The sequence below is a fragment of the Thauera propionica genome (assembly GCF_002245655.1).
Lineage (GTDB): Bacteria > Pseudomonadota > Gammaproteobacteria > Burkholderiales > Rhodocyclaceae > Thauera > Thauera propionica.
On record NZ_NOIH01000015.1, the window covers coordinates 39,797 to 58,771 of the forward strand.

An 18,975-nucleotide genomic window follows, 5' to 3' on the forward strand; every position below is an offset into this window, starting at 1 on the left:
GAACGAACCCGACTCAGCTCCGGACCGCCCATGTCCTACCCTACCCTGGAACGCATCAGCTCCCCCGCCGACCTGCGCGCACTCGACCGCCGCGAACTCGACACGGTTGCCGACGAACTGCGTGCCTTCCTGATCGAATCGGTCTCCAAGACCGGCGGCCACCTGTCGTCCAACCTCGGCACGGTCGAACTGAGCATCGCGCTGCACCGGGTGTTCGACACCCCCTACGACCGCATCGTGTGGGACGTCGGCCACCAGACCTATGGCCACAAGGTGCTCACCGGCCGCCGCGAGGCGATGTCCGGCCTGCGTCACTGGGGCGGCATCTCGGGCTTTCCGCGGCGCTGCGAGAGCGAGTACGACACCTTCGGCACCGCGCACTCATCCACTTCGATCTCGGCCGCGTTGGGCATGGCCGTCGCCGCCCGCGCCCGCAAGGAAGACCGTCATGCGATCGCCGTGATCGGCGACGGCGCGATGAGCGCCGGCATGGCCTTCGAAGCGCTCAACAACGCCGGCGACATCGAGGACATCAACCTGCTGGTGATCCTCAACGACAACGAGATGTCGATCTCGCCGCCGGTCGGCGCACTCACCAAGATCCTCGCCCGCATGCTGTCGGGCTCGACCTACAACACCGCGCGTCGCGTTGGCGAAAGGGTGCTGGGCATGGCCCCGCCGGTCGCCGAACTGGCGCGCAAGGTCGAGGAATACGCCAAGGGCATGATCAGCCCGGGCACACTGTTCGAGGAGTTCGGCTTTCACTACTACGGCCCGATCGACGGCCACGACCTCGACGCACTGATCCCGACGCTGCAGAACCTGAAGAAGCTCAAGGGCCCGCAATTCCTGCACGTGATCACCAGGAAGGGCCAGGGCTACAAGCTCGCCGAAGCCGATCCGATCCTGTATCACGGTGTAGCGAAATTCGACCACACCGCCGGCATCCAGACCGGCAAGGGCGGCGGCAAGCTGACCTACACCCAGGTTTTCGGCGACTGGCTGTGCGACATGGCGAAGGCCGATCCGCGCATCGTCGGCATCACTCCCGCGATGCGCGAAGGCTCCGGCCTGGTGCGCTTCGCCCACGAGTACCCGGACCGCTACTTCGACGTCGGCATCGCCGAACAGCACGCCGTGACCTTCGCCGCGGGCATGGCCTGCGAAGGTTTTATTCCTGTGGTGGCGATCTACTCCACCTTCCTCCAGCGCGCCTATGATCAGCTGATCCACGACGTCGCGCTGCAGAACCTGCCGGTCGTGTTCGCCATCGACCGCGGCGGCCTGGTCGGCGCGGACGGCGCCACTCATCACGGCGCCTACGACCTGTCCTACCTCGCCTGCATTCCCAACATGGTGGTGATGGCACCGGCGGACGAGAACGAATGCCGCCAGATGCTCTACACGGCCACGCAGCACCCGGGGCCGACCGCCGTACGCTACCCGCGCGGCAGCGGTACCGGCGCGGCACCGGCGGCGCAGATGCAGGCCCTGCCGATCGGCAAGGCCGAAGTGCGGCGCAGTGGCAAGCGCGTGGCCCTGCTGGCCTACGGCAGCATGGTCGGCGTCGCCGAGCGGGTCGGCGCAACGCTGGACGCCACCGTGGTCAACATGCGTTTCGTCAAGCCGCTCGACGAGGCGCTGCTCACCGATCTGGCAGCCAGCCACGAGCTTTTCGTGACCATCGAGGAAAACGCCGTCGTCGGCGGAGCCGGTGCCGAAGTCTCGCGCTTCGTCGACACGCTGCCACGGCGCCCGCGCGTGCTGCGCCTCGGTCTCCCCGACCGCTTCATCGACCACGGCGACCAGGCACAACTGCTCGCCTCGGTGGGACTCGACGAAGCCGGCGTCCTTGCCAGTATCGAAAAGCTCAATCAGGTCGATAGTTGAGCATTTTTGTCGGGAAAGCTAATATCGCAGGCTTTTTGCAACTGGGTTGCATGTCATGCGGGCGCGGCAGGCCGCCCCGCAGCCTTTCCTGAGAGCCGCTCATGAACTCCCCCACCGATGCGCCCATGCCCGATGTCCAGAGCAGCGCGGACACGCGGCAGATCGCGATCAACAAGGTCGGCATCAAGTCGATCCGCCACCCCGTCAAGGTGAGCGACAAGACCGGTGGCGTCCAGCACACGGTCGCCAGCTTCAACATGTACGTCGGGCTGCCCCACAACTTCAAGGGCACCCACATGTCGCGCTTCGTCGAGATCCTGAACGCGAACGAACGCGACATCTCGGTCGAATCCTTCGAGCCGATGCTCCGTGCCATGGTCGAGCGCCTCGAGGCCGAGACCGGCCATGTCGAGATGAGCTTCCCCTACTTCATCAACAAGGCCGCACCGGTCTCCGGCGTGAACAGCCTGCTCGATTACGACGTGACCTTCATCGGCGAGATACGCGATGGCGGCCGCTACGAGTTCACGATGAGGATCGTGGTGCCGGTCACGAGCCTGTGCCCCTGCTCGAAGAAGATCTCGGACTATGGTGCACACAACCAGCGCTCGCACATCACCGTCACCGCGACACTCAACGACCACCTGTGGATCGAGGACATGGTGCAACTGGTCGAGAGCCAGGCCTCGTGCGAGGTCTTCGGACTGCTCAAGCGTCCCGACGAGAAATGGGTCACCGAGCGCGCCTACGACAATCCCAAGTTCGTCGAGGACCTCGTTCGCGATGTTGCCGGCCTGCTCAATGCCGAACCTCGCATCGACGCCTACATCGTCGAATCCGAGAACTTCGAGTCCATCCACAACCACTCTGCTTACGCCCTGATCAAGTGCGACAAGCGCCGCCACTGAGCGTCGCCACTGAGCGTCGCCACTGAGCGTCGCCACCTCCGTCCTGCCTGCGGCGGCCGCTCCTTCCTAGGAGCGGCCGCCGCTTCGTTTCTGGGGGGCGATTCACTTGCCGCATGCATGAATCGACAAGGCCAATGCCCCTCGCAGGCACTTTCGGATTAAGATTAGCGTTTTCTTAAATACGGAGTCGCCGCGATGTCCTCCAAGTCCTTCGTCCAGATCACCACCGACGTGTCCAAGGCGCTCGCCACACTGCGCAAGGAAACCCCGGAAACGATGCAGGGCTTCAGCGCGATGGCCAAGGGCGCGCTGCAGGATGGCGTGCTCAGCGAACTGCAGAAGGAACTGATTGCCCTGGCGATCGCCGTCACCCAGCGCTGCGATGCCTGCGTCGGCTTTCACATCAAGGCCCTGATCCGCCTCGGCGCCAGCCGCGAGCAGATCATGGAGACGCTGGGCGTGTGTACCTACATGGGCGGCGGCCCGGCCCTGATGTATGCGGCCGAGGCGGTGCGCGCCTACGAGGAATTGGCACCGAAGACCACCACGGCGTAAAAATTTCGTTGAAGGGCGTTTACTTCCCCGGATTACGCCCTATAATGCCGACCTTCGAGCGGAGAGGTGGCAGAGTGGTCGAATGTACCTGACTCGAAATCAGGCGTAGGTGCAAGCCTACCGTGGGTTCGAATCCCACCCTCTCCGCCAAAAAAAAGCAGTTGAAGATGCGGAATTAGACGTTATAATCCCGCTCCTTCGCAGTGCAGCAAAAAGCGCCCGTAGCTCATCTGGATAGAGTACCTGGCTACGAACCAGGGGGTAGGAGGTTCGAATCCTTCCGGGCGCGCCAGCTTTTCAGGCCTTTCGACGACGGGCCCTAAACGTTTCGAGATTGCGCCCGTAGCTCATCTGGATAGAGTACCTGGCTACGAACCAGGGGGTAGGAGGTTCGAATCCTTCCGGGCGCGCCAGTTTCGCGCAAAAGGCTCAGTCTCCGGACTGGGCCTTTTTCGTTTTGGCTCGATCTCGACGTCCAAGTGCTGCGGAGCCCCTCCTCCACCAGGCAGACGTCCGACATGCACGACGCTTACGAACTGCTCGGCCTGAAGCCCGGCGTGACCAGGGCCGAAATCCGGCGCGCGTTTCGCCGGCTGGCGATGCACTGGCATCCCGATCGCAATACCGACCCCATTGCCCCCGAACACTTCAGGGCACTGCGTCAGGCGCACGACCGCCTGCTCGACGGCATCGACGAGAACCTGACCGACGCCGTGCACACGTCCGGGGCAGACAAGACCACGACGCCGGACGCAGCCGAGGCGAATGCAGCGCACACCGCGACCGACGCCGAGCCCCGTGGCGCGGATCGATTCATGGATCTCGAACTCACGTTCGAGGAGGCCATCAGGGGCGGCCAGAAGCCACTGTGCCTGGAGCAGTCCTCGACCTGCCCCCACTGCGATGGCGCGGGCGAAGTGGCACTGGCACTCACCCGCCTATGCGAGCCCTGTCGCGGATCGGGGCGCGTGGGAAGCAGCAAGAACCTGCAACGCTGCAAGGTATGTGACGGTCGCGGCTATCGCACTACGGCGCCCTGCCCGCATTGCGACGGGCAAGGGCAGACAACACGCGAACGCTGGCTCGCAATCGGCTTGCCCCCAGGGCTGATCGATGGCGACAGCCTGCGCCTGGCCGGAGAGGGCGAACCGCACCCGGAACACTCCGACCGCCCGGGCGATCTCCAGCTCCGCATACGCCTTCAGCCACATGCGCTGTTCAGGCGCCGAGGCCGCGATCTCGTTGTACAGCGCCCCGTCAGTGCCGTGCGCCTGCTGCTCGGCGGTGAACTGCGCGTCCCCCACCCCGCCGGCGCGCGCACGCTCGAACTCGCTCCCGGCAACGCTGACCCGCGCGAGGCCCGCATCCGCGGAGCAGGCTTCCCGGCGCGCGGAGAACGCCACGCCGGCGATCTGATCGTCGAGTTGCGGCCCATCATGGTGTCGCATGCCGATGACGAACTGCAGCCCCTGCTCGAGGCCCTGGAACAGGCGCTCCAGCGCGCGCTTGCACGGCACCTGCCGGAACTCGCCACCTGGGAGGATAAGTGGCTGCCCGATTGAACTCACTCGCCGCTTCGTCGCTCTTCATACTCGCTTCCCCGGACGCAGGCACGATAGGCGAAGCAGGATAGAATAAGCATCTACTAATAAATAGGCCGCGCGAAGGCCTTCAGGCAAACCATCATGCGTCGCTTCCTACCCCTGCTGATCCTGGCCATCGCGATTGCGGGATTCGTCCTTCTGCGCGCCACCCGCCCAGCGCCTCCCGCGGTCGAGGCGCGCGAACGCGTATGGCGCGTGGAGGCCATGACGGCAACACCCGAAACCATCCAGCCGACCCTGGTGCTCTACGGGCGGGTGGAAGCGCCGGACAGGGTGCGCGCCGCGGCACCGGTCAGCGGTCGCGTCCTCGAACTCAAGGTGCGCGACGGCGATCGCGTCGAAGCCGGCGCGGTACTCGCCCGCCTCGACCCCCGTGATCTGCAGCCACGCGTTGTCCAGGCCGAGGCCGACATCGAGCGCGAGCGCATCCGCCACCGCCACGATCTTGATGCGATCAAACAGGAGCGCACCCTGCTCGCACTCGCCGAGGCCAAGGTGGCGCGCTTCGAAAAGCTGAAGAACGCACGCCTCGGGGCCGAGAGCGCCTTCGATCAGGCGCGCGAGGAAGCCGCGCGGGTGCAACTCTCCCTCACTCAGCGCGAGCAGGCGATCGCCGAACACCCCGCCCGCCTCGCCCAGTTGCAGGCCAAGCTTGCCGAAGCGCGCCGTGACGCCCAGCGGGGCGAGATCACGGCGGCGTTCGCGGCACGGATCGGCAAGGTGGAGGTTGCCGCAGGTGATCAGGTGCAGCCCGGCCAGACGCTGCTGTCGCTCTACGCTTCGGAAACGCTTTACCTGCGCGCGCGCGTCCCGGCCATCTATGCCGAGGAACTGCGCGGTGCGCTGCAGCGCGGTGAAAGGCTCACGGCAGACGCCGAGTTCGGCGGCGGGCGGGTCACGGCCACGCTGGAACGCATCGCCGGCGAGGCCGACGCACGCGGCGTCGAGGTGCTGCTGCGCCTCGACGAACGCAGCCGCGTGCCGGCCGGAGCCTTCCTCAACGCAGTGCTGCAGAGACCGCCGGTCGAGGCCGTGTTGGCCCTGCCTCCCTCGGCCCTGCACGGTGGCGATCGCATCTACACCGTGCGCGACGGCCGTCTGGCTGGCGTCCGCGCACTGCGTGCGGGCGAACGCCGCGACGCCGAACGCCTGCAGTTGCTGGTGCGCGCGGACACGCTGCCGGCCGGCAGCACGGTGATGGTCACGCACCTGCCGCACGCGATCGACGGGCTGGCGGTGGAGCTCGTCAAGCCGGCAGCGCAGGTAGCACCCGCGTCCGCCCCCGGAGCCGGCGAACGATGAAATCCGGCGTCCTGCAGATGCTGGTCGGCCACAAGGTGGCGGCCAACGTGCTGATGCTGCTCGCCTTCGTCCTCGGCGTGATCGGCATCACCCGTATGAACGTGCAGTTCTTTCCCACCTTCGAACTCGACGTGATCTCGGTGCGCGTCGTCTGGTCCGGCGCCTCGGCCGAGGACGTCGAGGTCGGCATCACGTCGCCGCTCGAGGAGCGGCTCAAGACCATCGACGGGCTCAAGCGCATGAGCTCGACCTCGGCGCAGGGCGTCGCCAGCATCACCCTCGAACTGCACGAGGGCACGGATGCCCTGCTCGCGCTCGACCAGGCGCGGCAGCGCGTGGACGAGTTCCGCAACCTGCCACGCGACGCCGAGCCGCCCGAAGTCAGCCGCATCTCGCGTTATGAGCCAATCGCCCGCCTCTTGGTACGCGGCAGCAGCGTCGAAGAACTCCGACCCTGGGTGCGCCGTTTCGAGGCCGAACTGCTCGCCGCGGGCATCGACCGCGTCAGCATCACCGGTCTGCCCGAGGAGCGCATTGCGATCGAAGTGCCCTCCGCCGCGCTGGAAACCCTTGGCCTGTCACTGGTGCAGATTGGCGACCGTGTCGGGGAACTGGCGCGCGACGTGCCGGCCGGGATCGCCGGCGAGGCCGATGGCGCGCGGGAAATCCGCGGGCTGGAGCAGCGTCGCAGCGCCGAGGCCTTCGCCTCGCTGCCGGTGATCAGCGACCCGCGGGGCGTGGTCCGTCTCGGCGAGATCGCCACACTGAGTCGCGAGCCGCGCTCGGGCGAGCTTGCCCTGTTCGAGCGCGGCGACGCCGTCGTCGAACTGCAGTTGCAGCGCAGTGAAAGCGGGCACTCGCTGAAGGCAGCGAAAGTACTGGAGAGCTGGCTCGACAAGACCCGTCCGACCCTGCCGCCGACGATCAGGCTCGAGGTCTTCGACGCGCAGTGGCAGTTGATCCGCGAACGCATCGAACTGCTGGTGAGCAACGGCCTTTCCGGCCTGCTGCTGGTGGTCGCCACGCTCTACTTCTTCCTGCCGGCGCGCGTCGCGTTCTGGGTGATGATCGGTGTGCCGACCGCGTTTCTCGCCACCCTGGGGCTGATGCTGGTCTTCGGCGGCACCATCAACATGATGAGCCTGTTCGCGCTGATCATGGCGCTCGGCATCATCGTCGACGACGCCATCGTCGTCAGCGAGGATGCCGACACCCACCGCCGCATGGGCGAGGGGCCGGCGCAGGCGGCCGCGGGTGGCGCGCGGCGCATGTTCTGGCCGGTGGTGGCGGCCTCGCTGACCACGATCGCGGCCTTCATCCCACTGATGCTGGTGGGCGGCGTCATCGGCAACATCCTCGGCGACATCCCCTTCGTGATGATCATGGTCATCACCGCCTCGCTGCTCGAGAGCTTCTTCATCCTGCCCGCCCACCTCAAGCAGGCGCTGGCCGGCGAAGCCGGCCGCCACACTTCCCGGCTGCGCCAGCGCCTGGATGCAGGCTTCGAACACTTCCGCGACCGCCGCTTCCGTCCGCTGGTCGAACGCGCGCTTGCATGGCGCGGCACGACAGTCGCGCTGACCCTCGGCCTGATGATCCTCGCCGTCGGCCTGCTGGCAGGCGGACGGATCGGCTTCGTGTTCTTCCCCACGCCCGAAGGCCAGGTCGTGTTCGCCAACGCCACCTTCGTCGCCGGAACCCCGCGTGCGCAAACCGAAACCTTCCTGCAGGATCTCGAGCGCGCCCTGTTCGAGGCCGAGGCCGAACTCGGCGGCGGCCTCGTGCGCACGGCCGTCGCCCGCCTAGGCGGCACCATCCCCACGGGCGGCGGCAGCGGCGCACGCGGCGACCAGCTCGCCGCGATCATGGTCGAGCTGACCCCGCCCGACGAACGCGAGGTACGCAACGAGCGCTTCCTCGCCACCTGGCGCGAGAAACTCGGCCCGGTGGCCGGCATCGAGATCCTCACCTTCACCGCGCGCCAGTCGGGTCCGCCGGGGCGGGACCTGAACGTGCGCCTCAAGGGCGATGACGCCGATGCGCTGAAGGCCGCAGCACTGGAGCTGGCCGAGACGATGAAGAGCATCCCGGGTGTCAGCGAGACCGAGGACGACATGCCCTTCGGCCGCGAGCAGCTCGTCTACAGCCTGACACCCGCCGGCGAAGCGCTCGGCCTGACCACCGAAAGCCTCGGTCGCCAGCTGCGCGCGGCCTTCGACGGCAGCCTCGCCCAGCTCGTGCAGGTCGGCCGCGACGAGCTTGAAGTACGCGTGCTGCTACCGCGCGAGGAACGTAGCCGGCTGGACGTGTTCGACCGCATCACCGTCAGCCTGCCCGATGGCAGCTTCGCTCCGCTCGCCACCGTCGCGAGCTGGAGCTCACGCCGCGGTTTCGAGGCACTGCGTCACGCCGAAGGACGGCTGGCCGTCGAAGTGTCGGCCGCGGTCGATACCGCGGTGAACAATGCCAACGCGATTCAGGCCGAACTGGCGCGTGACGCCTTGCCGCGCCTCGCCGACAAGTACGGTCTCGAGTTCAGCTTCGAGGGCCGCTCGGCCGACCAGCGCGAAACCATGGCCGACATGCAGGCCGGGCTGGTGCTCGGCCTCGGCCTGATCTACCTGGTGCTGGTGTGGTCGTTCTCGTCGTGGAGCTGGCCGCTGGTCGTGATGTCTGCCATTCCGCTGGGACTGGCCGGTGCAATTTTCGGCCACTGGTTGCTGCGCATCGACCTCACCATCCTGTCGATGTTCGGCCTGTTCGGCCTGGCCGGCATCGTCGTGAATAACTCGATCATCCTTGTCAGCCTTTTCAAGGAGTTGCGCCACAAGGGCGCCGCGCTGAACGAGGCGCTGGTCGGCGCCGCCTGCGGCCGCCTGCGCGCCGTCTTGCTGACCTCGCTGACCACGATCGGCGGCCTCACCCCGCTGCTGTTCGAGGGCTCGCTGCAGGCGCAATTCCTCATTCCAATGGCAACTTCGATTGCATTCGGGCTGGGGTTTTCGGCGATACTCGTGCTTTTCTTCGTACCGGCCCTGCTCTCACTGCTCGAAAGCCTCCACGACTGGACTGCCGCGCGCGCCGCTCCGCGCCTGGCCTGAGCGCAGGCGCGAAATCGGGATGCACGATGGTCCGACTGCTTCTTCCTGCCCTGCTGAGCCTGACCCTCGCCGCCTGCGCCCCGTCCGAAGCCCCGCGCATCGGCGACTATCGCAGCGTCGGCGAGTTGCGCGTGGCGACCCGCCACGATGCCATCTCATACCGCATCGGCGACGACGGCCGTGCCAGCGGCTTCGAGCATGACCTGCTGCTCGCACTTGGCGACACGCTGGGCGTGCCAGTGCGCTTCGTGCCCTATCCGGACGCGGCGCGCGCGCTCGACGCCGTCATCACCGGCCAGGTCCATATGGCAGCCGCCGGCCTGGGACGCAACGAACGCCTGCCGCTGAGCTGGTCGCAATCCTTGCGCGAGGTGGAGTACGTCATCGTCGGGCGTAGTGGCGGGCGGGCAGTCAGCACCGAAAAGGACCTTGCTGGACGCACGATCTCCGTGCGTCGCGGCACGCTCCCTGCCGAGAAGGTGTCGGAGATCCGTAAGCGTGTGCCCGGCGTGAACGTGCATTTCCCGATCCGGGGGGCCGAGGAGCGGCTGCTTGCTGATCTTGCGCAAGGTGGGCTCGATCTGGTCGCCACCGACCGCCTGCATTTCGCCTTTGGCGCGCGCATTCATCCCGAACTCGAGATCGTGCACGAACTGCCGGGTCGCTCTGGCATTGCCTGGGCGCTGCCCCAGGGAGGTGGCGCACTCGCGACGGAGATCGAGGCCTTTCTAGGCGAAATGAACGCCAGTGGGCGTCTTGCGCGCATCGCCGACCGCTACTTCGGTCACGTACGGCGGCTCGACGACGCCGACGTGGCCACCTTCCTCAGCCGCATCCGCGAGCGCCTGCCGCGCTACCGCGACTTCTTCCACGAAGCCGAGGCCCTGACCGGCCTCGACTGGCGCTATATCGCCGCAGTCGCCTACCAGGAGTCGCATTGGGATCCGCAGGCCACCTCCTTCACAGGCGTGCGCGGCATGATGATGCTGACGGGAGACACTGCCGACCGGCTCGGCGTCGAGAACCGGCTGGATGCGCGCCAGAGCATCCTCGGCGGGGCGCGCTACCTCGACATGCTCAGGCAGCAGTTGCCGGAGGACCTGCCCGAGCCGGATCGAACGTGGATGGCGACCGCCGCCTACAACCTCGGCATGGGGCACATGAAAGGCGCACGCGCCATCGCACGGGGCCTGGGCAAGGACGACCGCTCGTGGTGGGACATGAAGTCGGTGCTGCCGCTGCTCTCGCGGCCACAGTACGCCCAGCGGCTGAAGGCCGGCCCGGCCCGCGGCGGCGAAGCCGTCGTGATGACGGAAAACGTGCGCAGCTTCCACGACATCCTGATGCGCCTCGAGAAGCCCTACGAGCCGGCGCTGGCCCTGCCCCGACTGAAGCTGGGCCACGCCGACTGAGCACGGCTTACAGCGCGGGCTCGAGCACCTCGACACCGCCCATGTAGGACACCAGCGCCTTGGGAATCATGATGGCGCCATCTGCGCGCTGATAGTTCTCCAGCACCGCAACCAGCGTGCGGCCCACCGCCAGGCCCGAGCCATTGAGCGTATGCACAAGCTCGTTCTTGCCCTGCGCATTCTTGAAGCGCGCCTGCATGCGGCGGGCCTGGAAGGCCTCGCAGTTCGAGCAGCTCGAGATTTCGCGATAGGTGTTCTGCGCCGGCAGCCACACCTCGAGGTCGTAGGTCTTGGCCGCGGAGAAACCCATGTCGCCAGTGCACAGCGTGATGACGCGGTACGGCAGCTCGAGCTTCTGCAGGATGGCCTCGGCGTGGCCGACCATCTGTTCCAGCGCCTCATAGCTGGTCGAAGGTTCGACGACCTGCACCATCTCCACCTTGTCGAACTGGTGCTGGCGGATCATGCCGCGCACGTCGCGGCCACCGCTGCCGGCTTCGGAGCGGAAGCAGGGGCTGTGCGCCGTCATGCGGATCGGCAGTGCATCCAGCGCCAGCACGTCCTCTCGCACGCTGTTGGTCAGCGTGATTTCCGCGGTCGGGATCAGGTACTGCTCGACACCCTCCTCGTCGCCGCCGCGCAGCACCCAGAACAGGTCTTCCTTGAACTTGGGCAACTGACCGGTGCCGAACAGCGCCTCGCGGTTGACGATGTAGGGCGTGTAGCACTCGGTGTAGCCATGCTCACGCGTGTGCATGTCCAGCATGAACTGCGCCAGCGCGCGGTGCAGACGCGCGACCGGGCCGCGCAGGAAGGCGAAGCGCGAACCCGACAGCTTGGCGCCGGTCTCGAAATCCAGCCCCAGCGGCGCACCGAGATCGACGTGGTCGCGCACCTCGAAGTCGAACTGCGCCGCCGTGCCCCAGCGGCGCACCTCGACGTTGCCGCTCTCATCCTCGCCCACCGGTACGCTCTCATGCGGCAGGTTGGGCAGCCGGGCGACAAAGTCGTTGATGCGTTCGAGGAGGCCGGGGAGCGCCTGCTCGCAGGCCTTCAGTTCGTCGCCGAGTTGTGCCACCTCGGCCATCACCGGCGCAACGTCTTCGCCCTTGCCCTTGAGCATGCCGATCTGCTTCGACAGGGCGTTGCGGCGCGCCTGCAGCTCCTGGGTACGGGTCTGCAGCTGCTTGCGTTCGTCCTCGAGCGCCTGGAAGGCAGCGCTGTCGAGTTGCAGGCCACGGCTGGCCAGGCGGGCGGCAACCACATCGATCTGGCTGCGCAGAAGTTGAATGTCGAGCATCGGTCTTTCCTGAAATCGTTATTGAGTCATCGACTTGGCGTCGAAATCTGCAAAGCAGCCTTGAACAGATCCGGCAAGCACCTGATCCGGCAGGGCTTCCGGATTCCGCACCACGATGATGCAACGCACAAATTGATTATCCAAATCAATCGCTTAGCGAGTTGACCTTACGTAAATCAAACTTGAAATTTCTCTTTCGTCGAATATGGTTAAAGGAGTCACCAAGCCGCAACAGACGGCAATCACCAAAGGAGGAGTACGGCATGCTATCCATTCGAGACTGCCTCGACTACTGCGACCTGACCGAGGACGAGGTCTCCCTCATCGCCGAACACGAGGGCATCCCCGACGCGGCTGCCGCACAGGTAGCCTGCGGGCTGGTTCAGACGCCCGAAGGCGTGGTGATGCTGACCCACTACATGCTCGACCTCATCGAGCGGGCCAGCGAGCGCGGCGATGAACGCAAGGCACAGTTGGCGCGCAGCGTGTGCGAACGTTTCATGTCCGATCATCCCCTGCCGCACTAAGGTTGTCCCGATCCTGCCCGGATGTCCCCTCCGGGTTTGCACCCGTCGCGGAAGCCGCTGAGTTTCCACGGCGGGTGCTTTCTTGTCGCGCGGCCGCGTCCAGTGCCCGAAGATGGGCCAGCTTGTCGCCGATCCGCGCTTCCATGCCCCTTGGCGTGGGCTGGTACCAACCCGGTCTCGCCATGCCCTCGGGCAGATAGTCTTCCCCTGCGGCATACGCATCGGGCTCGTCATGGGCATAACGGTAGGTCTTGCCATAGCCCAGTTCCTTCATCAGCCGCGTCGGCGCATTGCGCAGGTGGAGCGGCACCGGCCGAGAGCCGTCCCGCTTCACGAAATCACGCGCGGCGTTGTACGCCTTGTAGGCGGCGTTCGACTTGGCCGCGCAGGCGAGGAAAATCGTCGCTTGCGCCAGCGCCAGCTCGCCTTCCGGCGAACCGAGACGCTCGTAGGTTGCACACGCGTTCAGGCTGATCTCGAGCGCGCGCGGATCGGCCAGGCCAATGTCCTCCACCGCCATCCGGATCAGCCGCCGCCCGAGGTAGAGCGGATCGGCGCCACCATCGAGCATGCGGCACAGCCAGTACAGCGAGGCGTCGGGATCCGAGCCGCGCACCGACTTGTGCAACGCCGAGATCTGATCGTAGAAGGCCTCGCCGCCCTTGTCGAAGCGTCGCAGGTTCTGCGACAGCGCCTCATCGACGAAGTCCGCCGTCACCGGTGCCACGCCGGCCGTCTCGGCCGCCACCTGCACCTGCTCGATCAGGTTCATGAGACGGCGTGCATCGCCATCGGCAAAGCCGATCATGCGGTCACGCGCATCGTCGTCGATGGCCAGACCCGGGCATGCGATCTGCCAGGCGCGCCCGAACAGCGTCTGCATCGCATCGGCATCGAGCGGTTCGAGCACATACACGGCCGCGCGCGACAGCAGCGCCGAATTGACCTCGAAGGACGGGTTCTCGGTGGTCGCGCCGATGAAGGTCACCAGCCCCTGCTCGACATAGGGCAGGAAGGCGTCCTGCTGCGACTTGTTGAAGCGATGGACTTCATCCACGAACAGGATGGTATGCCGTCCGCGCGCCTTGGCGGCCTGCGCCTGCTGGATCGCCTCCCGGATCTCCTTGACCCCGGAGAACACGGCGGAGAGCGCGACGAAATCGGCATCGAAGCCTTGCGCCATCAGCCGGGCGAGCGTCGTCTTGCCCACCCCGGGCGGTCCCCACAGGATCATCGAATGCGGTTTGCGCGCGGAAAAGGCCAGGCGCAGGGGCTTGCCCGGACCCAGCAAATGCTGCTGTCCCGCCACCTCGTCCAGCGACTTCGGGCGCATGCGCTCGGCCAGCGGGACGCGCGGCGGCTCGATGGATTCGAACAGGTCGGCCATCGGGAAGTGCCGTCGCTTAGCGCGCTGCGGCCGGCACGTCGCCGATGACGTCGGCGCCCGCCGGCGGCGTGAAGCGGAAGCGATTGGTGTCGAGCTGCGGGTTGGGCTTCAGGCGCGTGAAGCGGATGAGCGTCGTCTGGCCGAAGTTGTCGCGCATCTCCATCTGCCGCAACTGGCCATCCTGCAGGCCGATGCGCAGCGACTCGAAGCCGCTCTCGGTCTTTTTCGGGCGCGCCTCGACCCAGCTCAGCCCGCTGTCGGAACCGCCGTCCGCCAGCTCGAAGCCTTCCTCGAGTTCGCCGCTGCCGAACAGGATCGCCGCCGGCGTCGCGCCAAGCGCTTCGCCGATCTCGCGCACCGTGACCTGGTTCAAATCGGGATCCCATGTCCACAGCCGGGTACCGTCACCCACCAGCACCTGACGATAGGGCTGGTTGTACTCCCAGTGAAAGCGTCCGGGCCGAGCGTAGGCGAAGTTCCCGGCAGCCTGCTGGGGCCTGCGCCCCGATTTCGCGACCACGGTCTGCTCGAAAGCACCCTCCGCGCTGCGCGTCGAATTCACGAACTGGCGCAGTTGCTCGACGCCATCCGCAGCGGCCGCGAGACCGCCGATCGCGAACAGGCCTGCGCCGCAAAGACCGCGAACCAGCGTCCGCATCGCGCGCCTCAAACCGAACTGACCCGACATCACTCGCTCTCCTTCGCCGGCACGATCACTTCGCGGTTGCCGTTGCTGCCCATTGCCGACACCAGCCCGGCGCGTTCCATCTGCTCGATCAGGCGCGCCGCCCGGTTGTAGCCGATGCGCAGGTGGCGCTGCACCAGCGAGATCGACGGCCGGCGCGTCTTGATCACCACCTCGACCGCCTGGTCGTAGAGCGGGTCGGCCTCGCCGTCTCCGCCATCGCCTCCGCCGCCCAGTGCGGCCTCGAGTTCGTCCTCCTGCGCCGCCAGGATGCCTTCGACGTAATCCGGCGGACCAATGCGCTTGAGGTGATCGACCACCTTGTGGACTTCATCGTCGGCAACGAAGGCGCCATGCACCCGCACCGGCAGGCCGGTGCCGGGCGCGAGGTAGAGCATGTCACCCATGCCGAGCAGCGTTTCGGCACCCATCTGGTCGAGGATGGTGCGTGAATCGATCTTGCTGGAAACCTGGAAGGCGATGCGGGTCGGCACGTTGGCCTTGATCAGTCCGGTGATGACGTCGACCGACGGCCGCTGGGTGGCAAGAATCAGGTGGATGCCCGCCGCGCGCGCCTTCTGCGCCAGACGCGCAATGAGTTCCTCCACCTTCTTGCCGACGACCATCATCATGTCTGCCAGTTCGTCGACGACAACCACGATGTAGGGCAAGGTGTCGAGCGGCTCCGGGCTCTCCGGCGTGATCGAGAACGGATTGGTCAGCGGCGTCTCCGCCTTGCGCGCCTCGGTGACGGCCTTGTTGAACCCGGCAAGGTTGCGCACACCGACCGCGGCCATCAGCTTGTAGCGCTTGTCCATCTCGGCTACGCACCAGTTCAGCGCATTGGCCGCGTGCTTCATGTCGGTCACGACGGGCGCCAGCAGGTGCGGGATGCCCTCGTAGATCGACAGTTCGAGCATCTTCGGGTCGACCATGATCAGACGCACACGGTCGGGCTCGCTCTTGTACAGCAGCGACAGGATCATCGCGTTGATGCCCACCGACTTCCCCGAGCCCGTCGTGCCTGCCACCAGCAGATGCGGCATCTTGGCCAGATCGGCCACCACCGGCTGGCCGCCGATGTCCTTGCCCAGCACCACGGTCAGTGGCGAGGCCATGTCCTGATAGACCTTGGAGCCGACGATCTCGGACAGACGCACGGTCTGGCGCTTGGGATTGGGCAACTCGAGCGCCATGCACGACTTGCCCGGCACTGTCTCCACCACCCGCACCGACACCAGCGACAGCGCGCGCGCCAGGTCCTTGGCGAGGTTCACCACCTGGCTGCCCTTCACGCCAGTGGCCGGCTCGATCTCGTATCGCGTGATGACCGGCCCCGGATAGGCGGCCAGCACCTTCACCTCGACGCCGAAATCAGCGAGCTTGGTTTCGATCAGGCGCGAGGTGAACTCCAGCGCTTCGGCAGACGGCGGCTCGACCTCGCCCGAGGCCGGATCGAGCAGCGCCACCGGCGGAATCGCCCCTTCGGACGCATCCGCAAACAGTGTCTGCTGGCGCTCCTTCTCGACACGCTCCGACTTCTGCACGGTGACCACCGCCGGCTCGATACGCAGCGGCGGCGGCGGCGCCTTCTCGGTCTTGCGCCGGCGGGTCTCGACCACGGCTTCGCGCTTCTGCGCGATCTCGCGCCCGACTCGCCGGTCCTGCCAGCGCTGCCACGCCTGCTGTGCGCCGACGACGGCCTGCTCGAGCCAAAGCCCGATCTTCTCGACCACGGCAACCCACGACACACCCGTGAACAGCGACAATCCGGACGCCATCAGGGCCAGCAGCAGCAAGGTGCCGCCCGTGAAGCCGAAGTATCGATTGGTCAGCCCGCCCAGCTCCATACCGATGAGCCCTCCCGGGCCCAGTGGCACGGCCGCACCATGACTGTGAAAGCGCAGGAACTCGAGCGCGCTGCTGGTCAGCAGCACCACCAGGAAGCCGATCATCACGAAGATGAAGGAGCGGCGATCCAGCGTCAGGCGGTTCTTCAATCGCCGGAAGCCCCACAGCAAGCTGTAGCCGAGGAAGACCACCCACCACCACGACGAAACGCCGAACAGATAGAGCAGCAGATCGGCCAGCCAGGCCCCGAAGCGGCCACCGGGGTTGGCCACGCGCGCGACATCCGAGGCATGCGACCAGCCTGGGTCGGCCTTGCTGTAACCCAGCAGGATGAGGCCAACGTAGAGCGACATGACGCCCAGGATCAGCCAGCGTGCCTCCTGCAGCAGCAGCGAGATCTTTTCCGGCAGGGGCTGGGAACGGGACGACGAACGAGACAGCATTGGGCGACGGCAGCGAGCCTGAATGAAACAACAGCGCGGATTATATGCGATGCATCATGGCACTCGGCCGTGGCGTTGCGCCTGCTCACAAACCTGCGCCGGGAATGCCTGTCTTTCGCCGCGCCGCCGCGACTCGAACACCGCCCGCCCAGAGGCCGATCAGACTTCGCTCAGACGCTCGCGCAGCACGATGCCCTGCGGCCGCTCCTCGATAAGCCCCTGCTGGCCGAGGTCCTTCATGACGCGGCTGACCATCTCGCGCGAGGCGCCGATCATCTTGGCGATATCCTGCTTCGAGATCTTGCGCACCACGACCGATTCGCCGCCGACATCCTCGGCCATCTCGATCAGCAGGCGTGCGACGCGCCCGTACACGTCCATCAGCGCAAGGCTCTCGATCTTGCGGTCCGCATTGCGCAGGCGGCTGGCGAGGTTGCACATGATGCGCCATGCCACCTCGAAGTTGTCGCGCATGATGACGCGGAAATCCTGCTTGGCGATCAGGATGAGATCGGCCGGCACGACGGCGACGACGGAAGCCGAGCGCGGCTGCTCGTCGAACATGCCCATCTCGCCGAAGAGCTCGCCCTGCCCGAGGATCGACAGGATCACCTCGCGGCCGTCCTCGTCACTGACGATGACCTTGAGACTGCCGGTCAGGACAAAATAGACATAGTCGGAACGATCGCCCGCATTCACGACCGACTGTCCGCGCGGAATGCGCCGCATCATCGACACGCGGGCCACGTTGGCGAGCACATCGTCGGACAATCCATGGAAGAGCGGAAACGTCTTCAGGGCGATGACGGACACGGCGGTGGATTTGGTCATGCTGACTCCGCGATTAACACAGCGAAAGAAGATCTGTCGAGGGCGTTTTGTCACAAGTGTAAACGAATATTACCCGCGCCATTGCAGCGGCGTGATGCAGATCACGCCCGCCTGGGCCGCACGCCGGCGATGGGACCAGGCTATCGGCCTCATCGCCGCAGGGTCCGGATGCGCTCGGCTATAATCCGCCCTTCACTCGCAACCCGCAGGAATGCTTCCGATGACCACGAAACACGCCCGCCTGCTGATCCTCGGCTCCGGCCCCGCCGGCTATACCGCTGCCGTCTACGCCGCCCGCGCCAACCTGAATCCGGTGCTGATCACCGGCCTCGCCCAGGGCGGCCAGCTGATGACCACGACCGAGGTCGACAACTGGCCCGCCGATGCCGACGGCGTGATGGGCCCCGACCTCATGGGGCGTTTCCAGAAGCACGCCGAGCGCTTCAACACCGAGATGATCTTCGACCACATCCACACCGTGAAGCTGGCCGAAAAGCCCTTCCGCCTGATCGGTGACAGCGGCGAATACAGCTGCGATGCGTTGATCATCGCCACCGGCGCGACGGCCAAGTACCTGGGCCTGCCCTCGGAGGAGAAGTTCGCCGGCCGCGGCGTATCCGCCTGCGCCACCTGCGACGGCTTCTTCTACCGCAACCAGGAGGTCGCAGTGATCGGCGGCGGCAATACCGCGGTCGAGGAAGCGCTGTACCTTGCCAACATCGCCCGGAAGGTCACCCTCGTCCATCGCCGCGAGAAGTTCCGCGCCGAGAAGATCATGATCGACAAGCTGATGGAGAAGGTCGCGGCCGGCAAGATCGAACTCGCACTCAATGCCACACTCGACGAGGTGCTGGGGGACAACAGCGGCGTCACCGGCATGCGCATCAAGGATGCCAACACCGGCGCCACGCGTGACGTCGCCCTGCAGGGCGTGTTCATTGCCATCGGGCACAAGCCCAACACCGACATCTTCGAAGGCCAGCTCGAGATGGAGGGCGGCTACATCGTCACCCAGGGCGGTCGCAACGGCAACGCCACGCAAACCAGCATCCCCGGCGTCTTTGCGGCGGGCGACGTGCAGGACCACATCTATCGCCAGGCCGTGACCTCGGCGGGCACCGGCTGCATGGCTGCACTGGACGCCGAACGCTACCTCGACGCACTCGGCAGCTGAACGAG

14 protein-coding genes and 3 tRNA genes are annotated in these 18,975 nt (G+C 66.2%); 12 read left to right on the forward strand and 5 right to left on the reverse strand.

Features of this window, described 5'->3' with window-relative positions; genetic code table 11:
* Positions 1-30 precede the first annotated feature (30 nt).
* The 10 genes from dxs (at position 31) to mltF (ending at position 10,772) form a co-directional block, all read left to right on the forward strand.
* Complete coding sequence (gene dxs / locus CGK74_RS13055) at positions 31-1,890, forward strand: 1-deoxy-D-xylulose-5-phosphate synthase (RefSeq protein ID WP_094268893.1); 1,860 nt, start codon at positions 31-33, stop codon at positions 1,888-1,890.
* 101 nt (positions 1,891-1,991) lie between these two features.
* Positions 1,992-2,798, forward strand: coding sequence for a GTP cyclohydrolase FolE2 (gene folE2, locus CGK74_RS13060; RefSeq protein ID WP_094268894.1), 807 nt, complete (start codon positions 1,992-1,994; stop codon positions 2,796-2,798).
* 195 nt (positions 2,799-2,993) lie between these two features.
* Entirely contained in the window at positions 2,994-3,353 is a 360-nt protein-coding gene (locus tag CGK74_RS13065; protein WP_094268895.1) for a carboxymuconolactone decarboxylase family protein, read from the forward strand.
* 60 nt (positions 3,354-3,413) lie between these two features.
* Positions 3,414-3,503, forward strand: a tRNA-Ser gene (locus tag CGK74_RS13070).
* Between the two features lie 65 nt (positions 3,504-3,568).
* A tRNA-Arg gene (locus CGK74_RS13075) sits at positions 3,569-3,645 on the forward strand.
* A 44-nt stretch (positions 3,646-3,689) separates the two neighbouring features.
* Positions 3,690-3,766: transfer RNA gene (locus CGK74_RS13080), tRNA-Arg, on the forward strand.
* A 105-nt stretch (positions 3,767-3,871) separates the two neighbouring features.
* Positions 3,872-4,915 carry a DnaJ C-terminal domain-containing protein gene (locus CGK74_RS13085; RefSeq protein WP_094268896.1) on the forward strand — a complete coding sequence of 348 codons (1,044 nt, stop codon included), beginning with the start codon at positions 3,872-3,874 and terminating at the stop codon, positions 4,913-4,915.
* A 123-nt stretch (positions 4,916-5,038) separates the two neighbouring features.
* Positions 5,039-6,259 carry an efflux RND transporter periplasmic adaptor subunit gene (locus CGK74_RS13090; protein WP_094268897.1) on the forward strand — a complete coding sequence of 407 codons (1,221 nt, stop codon included), beginning with the start codon at positions 5,039-5,041 and terminating at the stop codon, positions 6,257-6,259.
* Positions 6,256-9,360, forward strand: a complete 3,105-nt coding sequence (locus tag CGK74_RS13095) for an efflux RND transporter permease subunit (protein ID WP_094268898.1) — start codon at positions 6,256-6,258, stop codon at positions 9,358-9,360. The genes CGK74_RS13090 and CGK74_RS13095 overlap by 4 nt, the downstream gene beginning before the upstream one ends.
* Positions 9,361-9,386: 26 nt before the next feature.
* Positions 9,387-10,772, forward strand: coding sequence for a membrane-bound lytic murein transglycosylase MltF (mltF, locus tag CGK74_RS13100; protein WP_094268899.1), 1,386 nt, complete (start codon positions 9,387-9,389; stop codon positions 10,770-10,772).
* A 7-nt stretch (positions 10,773-10,779) separates the two neighbouring features.
* Here mltF and serS read toward each other — a convergent pair whose 3' ends face one another.
* Positions 10,780-12,072, reverse strand: coding sequence for a serine--tRNA ligase (gene serS, locus CGK74_RS13105; protein WP_094268900.1), 1,293 nt, complete (start codon positions 12,070-12,072; stop codon positions 10,780-10,782).
* A gap of 263 nt (positions 12,073-12,335) precedes the next feature.
* Here serS and CGK74_RS13110 point away from each other — a divergent pair, with 263 nt between their 5' ends.
* Complete coding sequence (locus CGK74_RS13110; RefSeq protein WP_094268901.1) at positions 12,336-12,599, forward strand: hypothetical protein; 264 nt, start codon at positions 12,336-12,338, stop codon at positions 12,597-12,599.
* Here CGK74_RS13110 and CGK74_RS13115 read toward each other — a convergent pair.
* The 4 genes from CGK74_RS13115 to CGK74_RS13130 all read right to left on the reverse strand — a co-directional run bounded on the left by CGK74_RS13115 (position 12,571) and on the right by CGK74_RS13130 (position 17,796).
* Positions 12,571-13,986: a replication-associated recombination protein A gene (locus CGK74_RS13115; RefSeq protein WP_094268902.1), complete on the reverse strand. Its 1,416-nt coding sequence runs from the start codon at positions 13,984-13,986 to the stop codon at positions 12,571-12,573. The two genes, CGK74_RS13110 and CGK74_RS13115, sit on opposite strands and share 29 nt — an antisense overlap.
* Before the next feature lie 16 nt (positions 13,987-14,002).
* Positions 14,003-14,674 carry an outer membrane lipoprotein periplasmic chaperone LolA gene (gene lolA, locus CGK74_RS13120; RefSeq protein ID WP_094268903.1) on the reverse strand — a complete coding sequence of 224 codons (672 nt, stop codon included), beginning with the start codon at positions 14,672-14,674 and terminating at the stop codon, positions 14,003-14,005.
* On the reverse strand, positions 14,674-16,965 hold the full coding sequence (locus tag CGK74_RS13125; RefSeq protein WP_094268904.1) for a DNA translocase FtsK: 2,292 nt from the start codon (positions 16,963-16,965) through the stop codon (positions 14,674-14,676). Before CGK74_RS13125 ends, lolA begins: the two co-directional genes overlap by 1 nt.
* Before the next feature lie 159 nt (positions 16,966-17,124).
* On the reverse strand, positions 17,125-17,796 hold the full coding sequence (locus CGK74_RS13130) for a Crp/Fnr family transcriptional regulator (RefSeq protein WP_094268905.1): 672 nt from the start codon (positions 17,794-17,796) through the stop codon (positions 17,125-17,127).
* Between the two features lie 220 nt (positions 17,797-18,016).
* On the opposite strand from CGK74_RS13130, the gene trxB reads away from it, so the two are divergent.
* Complete coding sequence (trxB, locus tag CGK74_RS13135; RefSeq protein ID WP_094269129.1) at positions 18,017-18,970, forward strand: thioredoxin-disulfide reductase; 954 nt, start codon at positions 18,017-18,019, stop codon at positions 18,968-18,970.
* Positions 18,971-18,975: the final 5 nt, after the last annotated feature.

What these genes read in the sequence shown, in the direction of transcription:
- mltF (WP_094268899.1), top strand. Translation starts at nt 9,387, where the DNA reads ATGGTCCGACTGCTTCTTCCTGCCCTGCTGAGCCTGACCCTCGCCGCC.
- CGK74_RS13115 (WP_094268902.1), bottom strand. Translation starts at nt 13,986, where the DNA reads ATGGCCGACCTGTTCGAATCCATCGAGCCGCCGCGCGTCCCGCTGGCC.
- CGK74_RS13085 (WP_094268896.1), top strand. Translation starts at nt 3,872, where the DNA reads ATGCACGACGCTTACGAACTGCTCGGCCTGAAGCCCGGCGTGACCAGG.
- serS (WP_094268900.1), bottom strand. Translation starts at nt 12,072, where the DNA reads ATGCTCGACATTCAACTTCTGCGCAGCCAGATCGATGTGGTTGCCGCC.
- CGK74_RS13065 (WP_094268895.1), top strand. Translation starts at nt 2,994, where the DNA reads ATGTCCTCCAAGTCCTTCGTCCAGATCACCACCGACGTGTCCAAGGCG.
- CGK74_RS13110 (WP_094268901.1), top strand. Translation starts at nt 12,336, where the DNA reads ATGCTATCCATTCGAGACTGCCTCGACTACTGCGACCTGACCGAGGAC.
- CGK74_RS13130 (WP_094268905.1), bottom strand. Translation starts at nt 17,796, where the DNA reads ATGACCAAATCCACCGCCGTGTCCGTCATCGCCCTGAAGACGTTTCCG.
- CGK74_RS13090 (WP_094268897.1), top strand. Translation starts at nt 5,039, where the DNA reads ATGCGTCGCTTCCTACCCCTGCTGATCCTGGCCATCGCGATTGCGGGA.
- lolA (WP_094268903.1), bottom strand. Translation starts at nt 14,674, where the DNA reads ATGTCGGGTCAGTTCGGTTTGAGGCGCGCGATGCGGACGCTGGTTCGC.
- CGK74_RS13095 (WP_094268898.1), top strand. Translation starts at nt 6,256, where the DNA reads ATGAAATCCGGCGTCCTGCAGATGCTGGTCGGCCACAAGGTGGCGGCC.
- dxs (WP_094268893.1), top strand. Translation starts at nt 31, where the DNA reads ATGTCCTACCCTACCCTGGAACGCATCAGCTCCCCCGCCGACCTGCGC.
- trxB (WP_094269129.1), top strand. Translation starts at nt 18,017, where the DNA reads ATGACCACGAAACACGCCCGCCTGCTGATCCTCGGCTCCGGCCCCGCC.
- CGK74_RS13125 (WP_094268904.1), bottom strand. Translation starts at nt 16,965, where the DNA reads ATGCTGTCTCGTTCGTCGTCCCGTTCCCAGCCCCTGCCGGAAAAGATC.
- folE2 (WP_094268894.1), top strand. Translation starts at nt 1,992, where the DNA reads ATGAACTCCCCCACCGATGCGCCCATGCCCGATGTCCAGAGCAGCGCG.